Raw genomic sequence first — 17,195 nt, forward strand, 5'->3', positions numbered from 1 at the left:
GTGCAATGCGTAGTCTGCATCCCTGATTGATTTGCAATAAACGGGAATTGATTGCCGTCCAGCCAGTTGGTTTTCAAGGTGTTTGCATGTCACTGCCGCTGATATTGCTACTGAAACATACCTGAATGCCATGAAGCTATTTACTCTTGACCGCAGCTAAACTGAGGAGCTTGCTCAAATGAAAGCCATAAAAAGTGTATTGATCGTAGGTGGTGGCACAGCTGGTTGGCTGACTGCATGTTTCATGGCCAGACATCTGTCATCTTCCAAAGAGGGGGAGGGTATACAGATACGCCTGGTCGAGTCAAAAGACATAGGCATTATTGGTGTTGGTGAGGGCAGCTTTCCTTCGATACGAGGTACGCTGGCGGCGATAGGCATAGATGAGGCGCGCTTCATACGGGAGTGTCACGCTACCTTCAAGCAGGGCATACGCTTTGATCACTGGGTCAGGCCAGCTGGTAGCCCGGGTGTTGATCATTACTTCCATCCTTTCAGTCATCCCAGCCAGCGGGGTCCGGAATTATTGCCGTACTGGCTCAAAGGTCTGGCTGCGCGCGATGGTCAACAGCCAGCTTTCGCTGATGCAGTGACCATGCAAAAATGCATAGCAGATGCATCACGCGGCCCCAAGAGATTTGCCGACAAAGACTTTTTGGGACCGATGAATTATGCCTACCATTTCGATGCTGGCCGTCTTGCTGCATTATTGTCTGAGCATGGGCAGTCACTCGGGGTGAAACAAATACTGGGAACAGTAGAGCATGTGCAACTCAATGATGATGGAGCCATTGCTGCCGTGCATACGCAAGATGGCCAGGTGCTGGCGGCAGATTTGTTCATTGACTGCACGGGTTTTAGCGCTGGCCTGATTGGCAAGACCCTGGGGTCGCCATTCAAGTCTTTGAATGATGTGCTGTTTGTAGATCGCGCCCTGGCCTTGCAGGTACCTTATGCAAAGCCCGATGCGCCCATAGCTTCTTACACCATTTCAAGTGCGCAGGAGGCAGGTTGGATATGGGATATAGGTTTGCAGCAAAGACGGGGTATCGGTTATGTGTTTTCCAGCCGTCATACTGACGAGGCGAGGGCAGAACAAGTCTTGCGAAAATATATAGGCCCGGCTGCTGAAGGCATGACGCCAAGATTACTGAAGCTCAATGTTGGTTACCGTGAAACCCAGTGGATAAAGAACTGTGTGGCCATAGGTTTGTCGGGTGGTTTTATAGAGCCGCTGGAATCATCAGGCATAGGCTTGATAGAAACAGCTGCATACTTGCTGACCTATCTGTTCCCATTCAATGGTGAGTTTGATGCTGTGGCAACCCAGTTTAATCAGCATATGAAAGCGCGTTATGAGCGCATCGTTGATTTCGTCAAAATGCATTTCAGCCTGAGCCAAAGAGCAGACTCTGCATTTTGGCGTGATAACAGGGATGTGGCATCCATTCCTGAGAGCCTGCAGGAAAAACTGAAGATGTGGAGTTGCCGACCACCGCACCGTATGGACTTTATCGCAGACCTGGAAATGTATCCGCCATCAAGCTGGCAGTTCGTTTTATATGGAATGGAGTTTCAGACTGACATGGCTAATAACAAATTCGTGTATCCGCAAGAGCAGGAGGCCGCCCAGGAATTTCAGATGATAGCCCAGATGGCGCAGCGCGCCCTGGCTGACTTGCCTGATCACAGAAAACTGGTTGAGCACTTGTGCAAGGCGGCATCTCCGCTTCCTTCTGTACTGGCAAGAAGGGCTTGATGGCGTTCAATACTACGCTTCTATGGCTGGCAAGGTAAAACCAAAGCGCAAGCACAAAAATCCATGATATGCTAATTGTGAAAAGCTTTTCACTGAATTGTGAAGATAAGTTGTCAATACTAAAATAATTACCCTGCTTGGGAAGGCATTGCGTGGTTGAGAGAACGAAAAGAAAAAACGAGCCAGTCACCTTATTGGATGTTGCGCGTGAGGCGGGTGTGTCGCCCAGCACGGTATCGCGCATCCTGAACGGCACGGCCAAGGTCTCTGATGACAAGCGCAAGGCAGTAGAAACTGCCATTGCAGAAATGAAGTTCGAGCCCAATCAATTGGCGCAAGGGCTGAAAAGTGGTCGCTCCATGACCATAGGCATCGTCGTGCAGGATATTTCCAGCCCCTTCTTTGACGAAACCCTGCACGGGGTTGATGATGGCTTGAAAGGCACAGGCTATGCGTCGGTGATCGTCAGTGGGCACTGGAATGCCGATGAAGAAGCTGCACGCATCAAGCTTTTGCTGGCCCGTAAAGTGGATGGCATCATCTTGCTGTCTGGCCGTATCGCTGACAAAAAAGTGCTGGAATTCGCCCTCGACAAACCCATAGTGGCTACTGGCCGCAGCTTGAACAGCAAGACTGCAGTTGGCTTCAAGCTCGATAACGTTCATGGGGCGTACCTGGCAACCCGGCATTTGATAGAACTGGGTCACAGGCGCATCGCTTTTGTTACTGGGCCGGCAAACAATACTGATGCAGCTGAACGACAAGAGGGCTATCAAAAAGCCTTGCGTGAAGCCAATATTCCATTTGAAAAGAACCTTGTGGCTGAAGGTAATTTCCATGAAGCCAGTGGCCTGCTGGCGATTAACCGCTTGCTGGAAACCCAGCAGCAATTCAGCGCCGTTTTTGCAGCTAACGATCTTTCTGCCTATGGCGTCAGGCTGGGTTTGTATCGCAAGGGCATACGTGTGCCGGAAGATATCTCCCTGATAGGCTTCGATGACTTACCTAGCTCACTGTATACCACGCCACCGCTGACCACCATACACCAACCCCTGTATGACATGGGCTTGCTTGCCACCAAGACCCTGCTAGGTCTGATAGCTGGTAATGAAGTCGATACGACTTTGCCGGGTCTGGAACTGATTGCCAGGGAAACCACCAGACGGATACGTTAAGTAGGGAAGGTGTGCTGGACATATCTTTGCGGCAGTAAAACATGTAAAAGATATGTCTGCATGGCTGTTCATCTGTAAATAATGTACAGCCATGTAGAGACAACACGCAGCAATCAGAAATCAACCATGAATCCCGCACCGATTGATTTTTGCGAATAATTATAGTCAATCAGGCTCTGACCATATCCCGAGAACATCTGGAAATAAGCCTTCAGATTGGTAGTAATAGGCATAGCGAGGCTGGCTTGTAATGCACCATGGCCGGTATTGAAATTACGGCGTGCGGTCAGGGAAAATTCGCGCCCGCCTTTTTCGCGATATGTGGCATGTATGTCGCCATGCCCCAAGTAATCAACGATATCGATATTGTCATTATCTGACCTGGCATTATCGAGACGACGCCAGACTCTGGTGCTGATTGAAAAATTGCCGTGTTCAACACCCAGCTCAGCATAGATGCGGTTCCAACTGCGTGATAAAGTCGAGGTCTGACCATTTGACTGATGTACCAGGCCAAAATTAAGGTATCGGATATTGAAATCACCTATGCTTTTATTGACAGGGATCATTGCCATGGCTTCTGGCTGGTAATTGGTCTCGCGGAAAGGGCTGGATGCACTGCGGTTATACGCCTGCCAAAAACTTTGCTGGGTGTAGGCCACCCACACATCAACAGGCGAGCTACCCACTTCTTCAGCCAGTTTCATTTTCATGCTCAGTTGATAAGTCAATTCTACATGCTTGGATTTGACGCCGGCAGGTGTGACGTTCTTGAACGGTTCATCGTTCGAGGCATTGCTGTAATTTGCCACCAGCAGATAATTATCATGATGAGGCCGAAACACGAATTTGCCGCGCTTGGATGCTTCATCGAGTTCCCAGCGTTGCACCATGCGCGACATTTCGGGTGCTGCTTCTGGTGGCTTTTCAGGTGCCACGGTCTCTTTCAAATCTTGCAGAGCTTCTGCCTTGGCAATTGGTTTGTCGGCCTCCACTGGGGTAGAGGCCTTGGCGAGGGCATCAAAGCAACTAAGACGGACACTCGCGTCGCCGAGCACGGAACAACGCAGCATTTGTTGTTCCATCTCGCTAGCCTGTGCCTGGCTAAATAACGCAGGCGAAAGTATAAACAGAGGTAATATTATTTTTTTGAGGTGAGCGAGCATATGCGCTTTAACTGTCAAGTTGCGAGTCGGTAACACATCGCGTGGTTAAGTTAACCAGTCGATATGCTTGTTTTATTAGAACTCATTTCGTAAATAGGGTGAGATGCGTTTGCCCCATAACGTGGGCTGGCAAGGGTAAAGCAGGGGTATCGTGTGGCCCACATTGGGCAACATGTTGCACGTCTGCGTACGATGTGCGCTTACCAGCGCACATGCGTCCTGCAAGGAGACAAGGCAGTGAGGCAAACCCTTCGGGAACTGACGATTTGGGCGCATAGCAGCGTTGCGCCCTTTACTAAGGCAGGAGTTTTAGCTGCACGGGGTACGCACCCGAGGCCTTGCATTGCATCCCAAATCGTCTTGTTCGCACTCACCCTATTTATGAAATGAGTTCTATTGACGAGGATAAGTGGGCTTCGTCAAGTCGTATGTTCGGTAGCAAACATAATTCTGGCTAATTGCTGACTGCATAATTAAATGCACAAAAACAGACGGATGAAAATTTGAATTCGCGATTTATTGTGAGCAGAGTCGTTTCGATGGCTTTCCGCATTAGTTGCCGATTTGAGGAAAAAATCAATGATGGTGACAAGCTTATAGAGGAGTTCTAAGAAACGAGCAATGATGGGAACAAATCCGCAACATGAGCCATCCTGCCTGCTAATGCAAAATAAGTCCTAAAAATAACTGACTGCTTTAAGAAGTTTTGGCTAATAAAATTTCTCGCAAATTGACGGACTTTCTTTGTATTTTCTAAAGGCCGGCTGTTATATATCTGCAGCCTGTTCCGAAATTCTTATGTTTGATCTACTAAATTTTGCATCCTGTCGCATAGCGATTGTAATAAGTGAAGCTGCTAGGCAAAGTAGCTGAAGATCAGTTGGGAATGTAGGTATAGCAAAATTTCAAAGCCAGCTCAATTTGCATGATAGATACAATGGCTTCTAATTTGTGGTTGCTTAATAAGCATCTTCGGATGGTTTCAACTGCAGACTAGCGATTGTTTAAGGTTTTATTGTTTGACTATTGCTTGATATTTAAGAATTTACTGTTTCGTTCAAGACTTTATTCGGACGTAACAAGTGTTTATCTTGACGCTGATCTGGGCGCAGACTATATTACTGACTCAAAAGTAAGTTAATTGAGTTGTTGCTAATATGTCATGCCCTTTTAAGCCCAAGTGGGAGCGCCGCAAGGATGCACGCCCGCAAGAATTACTCGCTGCTGCCCTCGATTTATTTGTTGAGCGCGGTTTCGCGGCAACACGTCTGGACGACGTGGCGCGTGCTGCCGGTGTCTCCAAGGGGACTTTGTACCTGTATTTCTGCAGTAAGGAAGAGTTGTTCAAGGCCGTAGTCAGGGAAAGCATCGTTCCCCTGATAGGTGAGGCTGAGGGTGTCATTGATCAGTTTGAAGGAGGGAGTGAAGAATTATTCCGCCTCATCATGACTACCTGGTGGGGCAGTGTAGGTAAAAACAAATTGTCTGGCTTGCCCAAGCTGATGATGGCAGAAGCCGGCAATTTTCCTGAACTGGCCAGGTTTTACCAGGAAGAGGTCATCGACCGTGGTGAAAACCTGGTCGTGAAGATGCTAAAGCGCGGTATGGCGCGCGGGGATATACGGGAAGTGAATCTGGAAATCGATTCCCGGCTCTTGATTGCGCCGATGATCATGATGATGATCTGGAAACATTCGCAAGGAGTTTGCAAGGTAGATCCAGATCAGCTCGATACCTATATTGAGCACTATATAGAGATGGCCCTGCATAGTTTGTTGAAAAAATAGATTTCTTAGAACGTGTTTACGATCTGTAGCGAGCGGGCGTCAGCGGGGTGAAGAGCAGCGCAAAAAGCGGAATGTACTTCTAGTACATGAGCATTTTGAGCAGCACATGAGCCCCGATCACGCTCGCGCAGTAAGATCGTAGGCAGGTTTTTACTTATTGGAGAGTATGCGCTGCTTGACCCTCACCTTGTGTCAGGCTTTAAAGTCAGGGTTTCTTATGACCTGGACAGTTTATTGACCGTCTTAGCCCCAGGTCCTGAAACAATTACTTTTGGAAAACAATCATGTTAAAGCGCAAGACTTTCTGGATCATTGCTGTCGTGCTGTTGCTGGCTACTGGCATGATAGTCATGAAAAAAAAATCTCAGGGTAATGTCGTTCAGGCATCAGCCACTGCATCGGCAAGTTCAGTAGCGGTGTCTGGGCAAGCAACTCCTGCAGTGCTGGAATTTCTACCTGCCGACATCGTAGAAGTTGGCAACACAGAAGTCAGAAAACTCCTGGCCTTGTCAGGGGCTTTGCGGGCCATCAATCAGGCAGCTGTCAAAGCCAGGGTGGCTGGTGATATTACCGAAGTGCTGGTGCGTGAAGGCGAGGCCGTACAGGCTGGCCAAGTCCTGGTCAAGATGGACAGCAGTGATTATCTGGCGCGACAAGAGCAAGCTAAAGGCGCTTTGTCCGCTGCCCAGGGACAAATGGAAATCGCCCGTCTGGCGCGCGACAACAACAAAGCCTTGCTGGAAAAAAGTTTTATTTCCAAAAATGCCTACGACAATACCAACAGTCAGTATGCCATTGCCCTGGCCAATGTAGACAGTGCCAAAGCTGCGTTGAATGTCGCGCAAAAAGCGCTGGCAGATACTGTCATACGCGCGCCCATTTCAGGGATGATCAGCAACCGCATGGTGCAACCTGGTGAAAAGATTTCGCCAGATAATCGTTTACTGGATGTCGTTGATTTACGCATGCTGGAAATGGAAGCACCGGTGCCAACGCAGGATATTGCCAGCATCAAAATTGGTCAGGCCGTGCAACTGAAAATAGAAGGTGTGCCAGCAGCTGTCGATGGCAAGGTAGTGCGTATCAACCCGGCCACAACAGCAGGTTCACGCTCCATCATGACCTATGTGCAGGTAGCAAATCCAGAGGCTATTTTGCGTGCAGGCATGTTTGGTGAAGCGCAACTGGTGGTTGATAAAAAATCTGAAGTATTGACCGTGCCTGATACTGCCATACAGTACGAAGCTGAACAGGCTTTCGTGTATGCGATAGAAAACAATGTCTTGCAACAAAAGCCGGTGAAGCTGGGCCTGCGTGGCGAAAGCCAGGGCAAGCCTGTGGTTGAGGTAGTTTCTGGCCTTGCACCGCAAGCAAAGATAGTCAAAGCAAATCTGGGTCGCCTGCGTGCAGGCGTGGCTGTGAAGCTGATTACAACGACAGGCAAGGTGTAATCATGTGGTTCACACGTATCAGCATAGGCAACCCGGTGCTGGCGACCATGATGATGGTGGCCTTTGTGGTGCTGGGTTTGTTCTCTTACAAACGTTTGCGGGTAGACCAGTTCCCCGATATTACTTTTCCTGTGGTGGTGATCCAGACCGATTATCCCGGTGCAGCGCCTGAGACCATAGAGTCCGACATCACCCGCAAGGTTGAAGAGACTGTCAATACCATCAACGGTATCAGCGCCCTGACTTCGCGTTCTTACGAAGGCACCTCTGTCGTCATTCTGGAGTTTGACCTGACCGTTGATCCTGCACAGGCAGCACAGGATGTGCGTGAAAAAGTGGCCCTCATCAAGGCAGGCTTTCGCAAAGAAGTCAAAGAACCAAGGGTGACTCGTTATGACCCTTCTGACAAACCCATCTTCTCGGTCTCGGTGACGAATGACGACAAGATCAAGAAGCGCGATTTCCGTGAACTGACCACCATCGGTGATCAACTGGTGAAAAAGCGTCTGGAAAATGTACGTGGAGTAGGCTCGGTTACCCTGGTCGGTGGCGTCAAGCGCGAAATCAAGATTTATCTCAAGCCTGGTGAAATGGAGTCGTTGGGTCTGGGTGTTGATCAGGTCATCAATGCCTTGCGCAATGAAAACCAGGAGTTGCCTACCGGTGCCATCCGTGCACTTGATAATGAAAAAGTCGTGCAGATACAGGGCCGCATCAAGAACCCGCAAGACTTTGCCCGCATCATCGTCGCCCGCCGCGGTGGCCAGCCGGTACTGCTGTCGCAAGTTGCCAGCGTGGTGGATGGTCAGGAAGAGCAAGAGAGCCTGGCCCTGTACAACGGCCAGCGTACCGTGGCACTGGATATTTTGAAGGCGCAAGGGCAGAACACGATTGAGGTTGCGAATGGACTGACCGATGCACTGAAGGCACTGGAACCGCAATTGCAGGCACAGTTTCCTGGCGTCAAAGTACAAGTCATCAAGGATGGTTCACGCCAGATACGTGTAGGTGTTGAGAATGTGCGTCGCACTCTTATCGAAGGTGCAGCACTGACCATCTTGATCGTCTTCCTGTTCCTGAATTCGTGGCGCTCAACGGTCATCACTGGCCTGACCTTGCCGGTGGCCTTGATAGGCACTTTCCTGTTCATGGACATGTTTGGCTTCACCATCAACATGATCACCCTGATGGCTTTGTCGCTGTGCGTGGGTTTGCTGATTGATGATGCCATCGTCGTGCGTGAAAACATCGTGCGTCATGCTGGAATGAAGGTCAACGGCAAGTTCAAGGATCACCATACGGCAGCGCTGGAAGGTACGGCAGAGATAGGTCTGGCGGTATTGGCGACGACTTTCTCCATCGTTGCCGTGTTCTTGCCTGTGGGTTTCATGGGCGGGATTATCGGCCGCTTTTTCCATCAGTTTGGTATTACCGTCACCGCCGCCGTATTGATTTCCATGTTTGTCTCTTTCACGCTGGACCCTATGCTGTCGTCGATCTGGCCTGATCCGGATGCCCATGGCCATCCTACGGTAGATGAAAACGGCAAGTCCATTCGCAAGGGCTGGTATGCAAATAGCATAGGCCGTGTGCTGGAACAGTTTGAACGTGGCGTGCAATGGTTTTCGCGCGGCTATCAGGTGATGCTGCGCTGGTCGCTCAAGCACCGCATCAAAACCTTGCTGATCGCTGTACTGACTTTTTTCCTGGGCCTGGCAATACCGGGCACAGGTCTGATCGGTTCAGAATTTGTACCGCAGGCTGATTATTCTGAAACGGGCGTCAACTACTACACACCAGTAGGCTCGTCACTGGAATTGACTGAGACCAAGGTGCATCAGGTAGAAGCGGTAGTAAAGGAATTCCCTGAAGTGCTGGATACCTATAGCACAGTGAATACCGGCTCGGCACAGGGCAAGAATTATGTGACCACCTTTATCCGCCTGGTACCACGCAAGGACAGGGCGAGGACGACCAGCCAGATGTCAGTACCACTGCGCACCCGCCTGAGCCAGATAGCCGGTATCACGGTCACGCATATCGGTGCGCTGGATGGCGTAGGTGGTGATAACAAGAATTTGCGTTTCAGTTTGCAGGGCAGTGATCTGGCTGAGCTGGCGAAATTGTCGGAGCTGGTGCAGGACAAATTACGCGCTATTCCTGGCCTGGTGGATCTGGATTCCAGCCTGAAAGCGCAAAAGCCGACGATCTCGGTGCAGCCGCGTCGTGATATTGCTGCTGACCTCGGTGTGGGTGTAGCCCAGATAGGTGGCGCCTTGCGGCCTTTGCTGGCAGGTGAAATTGCCACTACCTGGCGTGCACCGGATGATGAAAACTATGATGTTACCGTGCGCCTGTCACCGAATGACAGGAATAATCCTGAAGATCTTTCGCGCCTGATGCTGAGCAGTACGCAAACCAATGCAGACGGTTCACCAAAAATGGTGCCTTTGCGTCAGGTGGCAGACATCAAGCCATCAACAGGAGCGAACCAGATCAACCGCCGTGACCTCAACCGCGAAGTTGAATTGTCAGCCAATGTGGTGGGCCGCTCAGCTGGTGAAGTTAGTGCCGAGGTCAAAAAAGTGTTGGAAGGCATGCAATGGCAACCTGGCTATCGCTACAAGATGGGTGGTGCCACCAAGAATATGACTGAGTCTTTTGGCTATGCCTTGTCTGCCCTGGCCCTGGCGGTGATTTTCATTTATATGATTTTGGCATCGCAATTCGCCAGTTTCTTGCAACCGATAGCCATCATGTCAGCTTTGCCCATGACTTTGATCGGTGTTTTCCTGGCTTTGATGTTCTTCCGCTCTACGCTGAATATGTTTTCCATCATTGGCTTCATCATGTTGATGGGATTAGTTACCAAAAATGCGATTTTGCTGGTAGATTTTGCTAATCAGGCAAGAAAAGAAGGTATGGACCGCATGGAAGCCTTGCTGGAAGCCGCCCATGTGCGCCTGCGCCCCATCCTGATGACGACGCTGGCGATGGTGTTTGGCATGGTGCCACTGGCATTTGCCTTGTCTGAAGGTTCCGAGCAGCGTGCCCCCATGGGCCAGGCTGTGATAGGCGGGATTATCACGTCTTCATTGCTGACTTTGGTGGTGGTGCCAGTGATTTATACGTATTTGGATGATCTTGGTCTATGGATTACGCAAAAATGGCGCGGTAATCGTCAAACTGCCCAAGCGCTTTGATAAAATGCCGTTTCCATCAATTTTGCAATCGAGTATAGAAATGAATATCGAAAAAGCACGCTTCAACATGATAGAGCAACAAATCCGCCCCTGGAATGTGTTGAACCAGGAAGTACTGGATATGCTGATTGTGGTTAAACGCGAAGATTATTTCCCGGCAGAACAAAAAAGCCTGGCGTTCTTTGATACTGAATTACCTTTGCCCGATGGCAGCAAGGCCATGACACCCAAGCTGGAAGCGCGCATCCTGCAAGAGCTGGCGTTGAAGAAACAGGAAAATGTCTTGCTGGTAGGTGCTGGCACTGGTTATCTGGCGGCCTTGCTGGCTTACTCTGCCCGTCACGTGACTGTGCTGGAATCATCCAAAGTTTTGCATGAACTGGCGACCGGCAATCTGCATCGCAATCATGTCAGCAATGTCGATGTGGTTCTGGCGGATGCCTTCAGTGATAAAAATACTGGCAGCTATGATGCCATCGTCATTGCTGGCGGCCTGGAAGAATTGCCCGAACATTTGCAGCAGCAATTGAATGTGGGTGGCCGCTTGCTGGCTTTCGTCGGACAACTGCCGGCATTGACAGCACAGTTATTCACGCGTACTTCCGCGTCTGCGGTGAACAAGCAAAACCTGTTTGAAACCGTGGTTGAGGCAGCACCAGGTGCCAAGCCGGTTTCACATTTCAGCCTGTAATCCTGAGAACAAAACGGGAGACATGTCATGGAAAACATTACTGCAACAGAGTTGGCGCAATGGTTAAACGATAGTAGTAAAAAAGCCCCGGTTTTACTCGATGTACGGGAACCTTGGGAGTATGAAACTTGTCATATCCCGGGTGTGCAATTGATGCCCATGCAGACAGTGCCAACTCGCTTTCATGAGCTGGAACCGGATGACGTGATTGTCTGTATTTGCCATCACGGCGGGCGCAGTATGCAGGTAGCAAATTTTTTAGAGCGTCAGGGCTATACCCAAACAATTAATCTGACTGGTGGTGTGCATGCATGGGCACAACAAGTTGATACGGGTATGCCCACTTATTAATTTACTTTTTTTCGGAGCCTTACATGCGTAATCCTATTCTTGCCACACTGCTGGCCTCTGCTTTCTTGACGATGAATGCAAATGCGACTGATTTGCTGCAAATATACAAGGATGCTTTGGCAAATGATGCGCAGTATGCAAGTGCCCGCGCCAGCCTGACAGCAGGTCAGGAAAAACCTGTGCAAGGTCGTGCAGGTCTGTTGCCCGGTATCGCTCTGAAAGGTAGTGACACCAAGTCGAGTACCGATGCCGAAAACGACGTGGTTTCCGGTTCCCGCACTTTAAAAGGTGTGACCAATATGTGGACCCTGGCCCTGTCCCAACCCTTGTTCAACTGGGGTAACTGGCAGCAATACGAACAGAGCAAGTTATCCCTGCTGGTCAGCGAAGCGCAGTTTGCACAAGCCAGACAGGATTTGATCTTGCGTGTTGCCCAGGCCTATTTTGATGTACTGGCAGCTCAGGATACGCTGGAAACCTTGCGCGCACAAAAAAGCGCGATCTCCGAACAACTGGCTTCTGCCAAACGCAATTTTGAAGTGGGTACCTCGACTATTACTGATACCCACGAAGCGCAGGCTCGTTATGACCTGGTAACGGCGCAGGAATTTGCCGGTCAGAGTGACTTGCAAGTCAAGCGCGCGGCTCTGCAGCAAATTATCGCCAAGGATGCTGGTGAACTGGCTACCCTGAAAGTTGGCGTCAAACTGAGCGAGCCACAACCAGCTGTGATTGATGACTGGGTATCTTCTGCAGAAAAACAAAATTTTGGTGTGGTGGCTTCGCAAGTGGCAGTAGAAATTGCCAAGCGCGAGATACAAAAAAATCGTGCTGGACACTATCCTACAGTTGATCTGGTCGCCAGCACTGGCCGTACTTCAAATGCAGGCGCAACTAATCCTAACGGTACTGGCGTCGTCAAACCGACTACCATAGGTGTGCAGTGGAATATTCCGATTTTCTCTGGCTTTTCTGTTGACAGCCGTGTCAAGGAAGCGATTGCGCTGGAAGACAAGTCACGCAGTGATTATGAAAACGCCCGCCGTACTGCTGCACAGGGTGCACGCCAGGCATTTGTCGGTGTGAATTCTGGTCTGGCACAGGTGAAAGCCTATGAAGCGGCTGAAATTTCCAGCCAATCCGCACTGGATTCCAACAAGCTTGGTTATCAGGTTGGTGTGCGTATCAACATCGACGTACTGAATGCACAGCAACAGTTGTACACCACACGTCAGACGCTGGCGAAAGCGCGTTATGACACTATCCTGAATGGCCTGCGTTTGAAATCTGCGGCAGGTACCTTGAAGGAAGACGATCTGGCAGAAGTGAATACTTTGCTGCAGCATTAAGCTAAGCGGTTTGTCAGGACTAGAACTGCGTTCCTGAATGTAATCTCCAAAGAAAAAGCTCGCCGACGGCGAGCTTTTTCTTTGGGCGCAGGCTTTTCAAGATTCAACAGGTTTGCCGATCTCACGGTAAACAGGCTTTTGTTCTGCCAGCCATTGCTCGGTCAGATACAGATTCTCGCGTTCCCAGGGCTGGAAGCCAGGTTTGAAATAAGCCAGGTAATGTGGCAGTGAAAACCACAGCAAGCCACGTGGACGCAGACAATATTTAAGCGCCTGCCACCAGGTCCTGAGTTTGAATAATTGGTCATCGCGATACAGGCAATGCAAGGTTTGCACCGTGGTATCAAAACTGAACAGCATGGTCACATACAAAAACCAAGCTATGCGTCGCAGATAACCGCCACCTATCGCATGATAAGTGTCAAAGGCCACGGATTTGTGTTCTGTCTCTTCTATGGAATGCCAGGTCCACAAGGTTTTCAACGGTTCTTCTGCATCACCTATCCAGCATGGCTCACTCAATGCACCATCGGCAAAAATGGCGGTGAAGTGCTCATACGCGATCGTGATGGCGAGATTGCTTTTGACGCTGACACTGGCGGCACTGCGTATGCGCCACTTGACGAATGGCTCGATAAAATAGCTCAATCCCTGTGTATTCAAATGCTGATTATATTGTGCATGGATATGGCGGTGACTGGCTTCCTGGCCTATGAAACCCTTGATCTCTTCTTTCAGTTGCTCATCCTTGAGCAAGGGCAGGGCTGCTTTGACGCTGTCGATGAAATATTGCTCACCGAGCGGGAAGCTGAAGGACTGTGCATTGAACAAATGGGTGCGGAAGGCATCACCTCCCAACCAGTGACGTGAGAATCCCTGGGATAAATCGATTTTTAATTGACGCACTTGCAGCGGTTTTCGAATGTTGTTTTTGTCCTGGCTCATATTCATCACGTTTCTCATGTCTGTAATGAAAAACAGTTTAAATAATTAGCCTGATTCTTACTTGTACCAAAGCGTCAAATTTGTACCGACCCGTCAATCTATCATCAGAAAAAGATTATTGAAGTCTTTATCTGAGATCAGATAAATCCAGTAGGCAGGATCACGGGCACTGATTTTTTGCCTGAGCTGCGCCGGTGGTATGCCTGCCAGTTCCAGATATTCGCGGTGCATGTGCGCCTGGTCGTAATAACCGGCATCCTGGGCAATTTGAGTCAGGTCACCCCAGGCGACATCGGGCTTGATGATGTATGGCAGGGAAAAACCAAATCGGACTATGCGCCTGACATCGCGCAGGGTGACACCAAAATTTTCACGCACTCGTCGCTCCAGTTGCCTTTGACCTATGCCAAAATACTCGGATAATTCCAGCAAGGGAAAGAAGATTTTTTTGTGGGCTGCCAGAAATGCCGCACCCATACTGCTTCTGGGCCTGTGATCCAGCACATCAAGTAAAAATTCCTGAAATAGTGCAACGATGGCACTGACATCCCGCAGATCGTCCAGCGTTTGCAAGAAGGCCTGGACACGCTCTGCGCTTACCAGTTCATGAAAGGGCAGGGCATTCCCCGCAATGCTGGCAACATTGATGCCCGTGGCTTGCTGCAACATGCCAGGGCGAAAACATACTGACAATGCCAGAGATTTTGCTTCATATCGAACGTGCGTAGACTCCATCACAGGGCCGCGTAAAAAGAAGCGCTCGGCGACTATCTCGGATTGATCCTCCTGTATCACTACCCCTCCGCCATGGGCAAACAGCATGATGGCAGGACTTAAGCTGGCAGGTAAAAATGCTTCGCAAGCATCCAGTTCCACCACCATGACATGCATGAGTAATGGAGATAATTTGGGGTGGGAAGGAAAAACCTGATAATTGATAGGAGTATGCAAGGTAGTCCGGTTGGTCACTATGTTTCAGAGTCAGGCGCTATTTTACTCAAAGCTTCTGACACTTTGTGATTTCAAACAAGAGTTGGTGAGCACAACTCGTTTTATTTTTGATCGTGAACTGAATTCTGCCTAAACAAACAGGCTTGCCGCTTCGTGCTGCAAAGCTAACGCTCATACATAAAGTGACGATCACATTTTATACATGAGCTGCAGATAAAAACTGCGTTTCGCCAGTGGTATGTCATTCGGGATACTGCCCGGCGCAAAACTGGGTTCACGGGCGTCGGCATTTGTCAGATTGCGTATGCTGCCGGATATTTCCCATGCACCGGCATTGGTGCGCAGACTGAGATCAAGAGTCTTGTAGTCAGCCACTGGTGGGCGCAAGTCGCCAACGGTGCGCTTGCGTCCTGCCACCCAGTTGAATTGCGGGCTCAATAACCAGTTTTGTGCAAGTTGCCAGTCGGCGCGTGCGAAGACATGGTGGTGCGGCGCATAACCGGCATCCTGATTGGTGATCTGGTCTGTATTGACTTGATAGCTGTAATTACCGCTTAATCGCAACTGGCGGCCGGCTTGCCAGTTCAATTCCATTTCCATGCCATGCCCTTCCTGGCTATTGGTATTGGCATAGGAGCTGCCAGTTCCTTTGATCGCATTGGGCACGGTGCGTATCAGGTTTTTCATCTTGAACTGGAAAATATTGAATTTTGCCTGCAAGTCACTGCGCGCCTGCCAGATCAGGGCCGCCTCCAGCGTTTTGATGCTCTCAGGTAGTATGGACGGGTTGCCACGCTGGGCTGGATTATTGATGCTGTACAGCTCGGCAAAAGACGGCGCACGGAAAGCTTCACCATACATGAGTTTGCCGGTCAGGTTATAGGCTGCATCCCACACCAGCGCCAGACGCGGGTTGGTGGTGCTGCCGACATCAGAGTAACGGTCATGCCTGAGCCCTGCGGTCAGGTTCCAGTCGGGAGCGAATTGCCATTCATCCTGAATGTACACATAGTCAATCTTGCGCCGGTGTGGCTCGAGAAATGCCAGCGTGCCGGTATACGTTTGTACTGCCCCTGCTGGTTGGGGTAGCCCAGCCGGGGTAATCAGGAAATTTTTGAATTCATAAGTATCGTACATGTTCAGGTCATCATGCCCGACACCGATACGTAGCTGATGCTCGCGCCAGCCTGAATACATGGCATAAGCCGAAACACGTATTTGCCGTTCTGAAGTATTTGGTGATCCTATGATGCCATTTGGAAAACTGCCCGTGGGGAAAGTAACACCTGCCGGATAAAGCACAAGAGGCATTGGCAGACGCTGCAAGTATTGCACGTAGCTGAGATTGAAGCCCAGGCCCCAGTCCTGTCCTATATGGTTGTCACTCCAGGAGATGTCTGAAGTAAGGCGTTGGCTTTTCAGTTTACCAACCGGGTCGAGGGAAGAAGAAACGCCAGTACCCGTACCTATGTTGTCACGCAAGATGAAATTGCTGCGCCAGCGCCATTTTTCGTAGCTTAAATCAAGATTGGCATCAATTGCATCGTGGCCGTTATTCATGGGGCCAGGTGCCAGGCTGGCATGCGTGCCAAACACGCGGTCCAGCCCGGTTTGTGCATCGGCTTCAATGATGCTGGCACTACCTGTGGTTTTACCTGTCCGCAAATAGGCAGCAAAGTCCATGCTGCCCAATTTTCCGCCATGCTGTATCCAGACATCACGGGTAGAAAATGAACCGGCGGTGACACCAAATTCTGTGCCCTGTATTTCCGTGGAATTTTTGGTGATGATATTGATCACGCCACTATAGGCATCTGCTCCATATAAGGCAGAGCCTGGCCCGCGTATGATTTCAATGCGCGAGATATGCTGCAAGGGGTAGCCACCCCAGAGTCGTGACCTGTTACCGGTTAGCAGCACCGTCATTGGCACACCGTTTTGCAACACCAGGATTTGCGAATTGAGTTCATTGATAATGCCACGCAATACATAGGCGGAAAAATAGTTGGCACCTATTTTTTCGACATGCATGCCAGCCACGGTTTCCAAAACCTGATCCAGATCAGTAGCCCCCATGGCACGGATATCAGCGGCAGTGATGACACTGGTGACGGCGGGAGCCAGTCGCAAGGATTTTTGGCTGCCTGTGGCAATGCTGACGGTCAGCTTGTCGCCATAAATGGCCTTCAGATCATCGTCTTCTTCATTATTGTCTGCACTGGCATGGGCTGCCAGTGAAAATGACAAGAGTATGGCTGTCAGCATGGCTGTATGTGGTGGCAAGTACATCATTCCTCCCGAGGTCAGTCATTGCTTTAATGCATTCATCATAAATCTGCTGGCAAGGACTGTCACCGGTTTCCGCAT

Annotated in this window: 12 protein-coding genes; 8 read left to right on the forward strand and 4 right to left on the reverse strand. The window is 50.0% G+C overall.

What is annotated here, in order from left to right:
• Window positions 1–178: 178 nt before the first annotated feature.
• Both AC07OI_RS15415 and AC07OI_RS15420 read left to right on the forward strand, forming a co-directional pair.
• Entirely contained in the window at window positions 179–1,759 is a 1,581-nt protein-coding gene (locus AC07OI_RS15415) for a tryptophan halogenase family protein (protein ID WP_492703607.1), read from the forward strand.
• Between the two features lie 152 nt (window positions 1,760–1,911).
• A complete protein-coding gene (locus AC07OI_RS15420) occupies window positions 1,912–2,934 on the forward strand; it encodes a LacI family DNA-binding transcriptional regulator (RefSeq protein WP_492703608.1) in 1,023 nt (340 codons plus the stop codon).
• A 113-nt stretch (window positions 2,935–3,047) separates the two neighbouring features.
• Here the strand turns inward: AC07OI_RS15420 and AC07OI_RS15425 are convergent, their stop codons facing one another.
• Window positions 3,048–4,007, reverse strand: a complete 960-nt coding sequence (locus tag AC07OI_RS15425) for a phospholipase A (protein WP_495257835.1) — start codon at window positions 4,005–4,007, stop codon at window positions 3,048–3,050.
• Window positions 4,008–5,257: 1,250 nt separating this feature from the next.
• Between AC07OI_RS15425 and AC07OI_RS15430 the strand changes: the two genes are divergently transcribed.
• The 6 genes from AC07OI_RS15430 to AC07OI_RS15455 all read left to right on the forward strand — a co-directional run bounded on the left by AC07OI_RS15430 (window position 5,258) and on the right by AC07OI_RS15455 (window position 12,932).
• The gene (locus tag AC07OI_RS15430) at window positions 5,258–5,887 is read left to right on the forward strand and encodes a TetR/AcrR family transcriptional regulator (RefSeq protein WP_492703610.1); all 630 of its coding nucleotides are present in this window, start codon (window positions 5,258–5,260) and stop codon (window positions 5,885–5,887) included.
• 284 nt (window positions 5,888–6,171) lie between these two features.
• Window positions 6,172–7,338 (forward strand): efflux RND transporter periplasmic adaptor subunit, encoded by a 1,167-nt coding sequence (locus AC07OI_RS15435; RefSeq protein ID WP_495257836.1) that lies wholly within the window; start codon window positions 6,172–6,174, stop codon window positions 7,336–7,338.
• A gap of 2 nt (window positions 7,339–7,340) precedes the next feature.
• Complete coding sequence (locus tag AC07OI_RS15440; RefSeq protein WP_495257837.1) at window positions 7,341–10,541, forward strand: efflux RND transporter permease subunit; 3,201 nt, start codon at window positions 7,341–7,343, stop codon at window positions 10,539–10,541.
• Window positions 10,542–10,581: 40 nt separating this feature from the next.
• On the forward strand, window positions 10,582–11,232 hold the full coding sequence (locus AC07OI_RS15445; RefSeq protein WP_492703613.1) for a protein-L-isoaspartate O-methyltransferase family protein: 651 nt from the start codon (window positions 10,582–10,584) through the stop codon (window positions 11,230–11,232).
• 27 nt (window positions 11,233–11,259) lie between these two features.
• Complete coding sequence (locus AC07OI_RS15450; protein ID WP_492703614.1) at window positions 11,260–11,583, forward strand: rhodanese-like domain-containing protein; 324 nt, start codon at window positions 11,260–11,262, stop codon at window positions 11,581–11,583.
• A 23-nt stretch (window positions 11,584–11,606) separates the two neighbouring features.
• On the forward strand, window positions 11,607–12,932 hold the full coding sequence (locus AC07OI_RS15455) for a TolC family outer membrane protein (RefSeq protein WP_492703615.1): 1,326 nt from the start codon (window positions 11,607–11,609) through the stop codon (window positions 12,930–12,932).
• Window positions 12,933–13,028: 96 nt separating this feature from the next.
• On the opposite strand, the gene AC07OI_RS15460 is transcribed toward AC07OI_RS15455, so the two are convergent.
• The 3 genes from AC07OI_RS15460 to AC07OI_RS15470 form a co-directional block, all read right to left on the reverse strand.
• Window positions 13,029–13,883, reverse strand: coding sequence for a metal-dependent hydrolase (locus AC07OI_RS15460; RefSeq protein WP_495257838.1), 855 nt, complete (start codon window positions 13,881–13,883; stop codon window positions 13,029–13,031).
• An 87-nt stretch (window positions 13,884–13,970) separates the two neighbouring features.
• Window positions 13,971–14,846, reverse strand: a complete 876-nt coding sequence (locus AC07OI_RS15465; RefSeq protein WP_495257839.1) for an AraC family transcriptional regulator — start codon at window positions 14,844–14,846, stop codon at window positions 13,971–13,973.
• Between the two features lie 171 nt (window positions 14,847–15,017).
• A complete protein-coding gene (locus AC07OI_RS15470; RefSeq protein ID WP_495257861.1) occupies window positions 15,018–17,117 on the reverse strand; it encodes a TonB-dependent receptor plug domain-containing protein in 2,100 nt (699 codons plus the stop codon).
• Between the last annotated feature and the right edge of the window lie 78 nt (window positions 17,118–17,195).

The sequence above is a fragment of the Undibacterium sp. GW821-FHT07F11 genome (genome assembly GCF_059418665.1).

Excerpts from the sequence above, each read along its gene's own strand:
- AC07OI_RS15415 (WP_492703607.1), top strand. The coding sequence starts at position 179 with ATGAAAGCCATAAAAAGTGTATTGATCGTAGGTGGTGGCACAGCTGGT.
- AC07OI_RS15425 (WP_495257835.1), bottom strand. The coding sequence starts at position 4,007 with ATGCTGCGTTGTTCCGTGCTCGGCGACGCGAGTGTCCGTCTTAGTTGC.
- AC07OI_RS15430 (WP_492703610.1), top strand. The coding sequence starts at position 5,258 with ATGTCATGCCCTTTTAAGCCCAAGTGGGAGCGCCGCAAGGATGCACGC.
- AC07OI_RS15435 (WP_495257836.1), top strand. The coding sequence starts at position 6,172 with ATGTTAAAGCGCAAGACTTTCTGGATCATTGCTGTCGTGCTGTTGCTG.
- AC07OI_RS15440 (WP_495257837.1), top strand. The coding sequence starts at position 7,341 with ATGTGGTTCACACGTATCAGCATAGGCAACCCGGTGCTGGCGACCATG.
- AC07OI_RS15445 (WP_492703613.1), top strand. The coding sequence starts at position 10,582 with ATGAATATCGAAAAAGCACGCTTCAACATGATAGAGCAACAAATCCGC.
- AC07OI_RS15450 (WP_492703614.1), top strand. The coding sequence starts at position 11,260 with ATGGAAAACATTACTGCAACAGAGTTGGCGCAATGGTTAAACGATAGT.
- AC07OI_RS15455 (WP_492703615.1), top strand. The coding sequence starts at position 11,607 with ATGCGTAATCCTATTCTTGCCACACTGCTGGCCTCTGCTTTCTTGACG.
- AC07OI_RS15460 (WP_495257838.1), bottom strand. The coding sequence starts at position 13,883 with ATGAATATGAGCCAGGACAAAAACAACATTCGAAAACCGCTGCAAGTG.
- AC07OI_RS15470 (WP_495257861.1), bottom strand. The coding sequence starts at position 17,117 with ATGTACTTGCCACCACATACAGCCATGCTGACAGCCATACTCTTGTCA.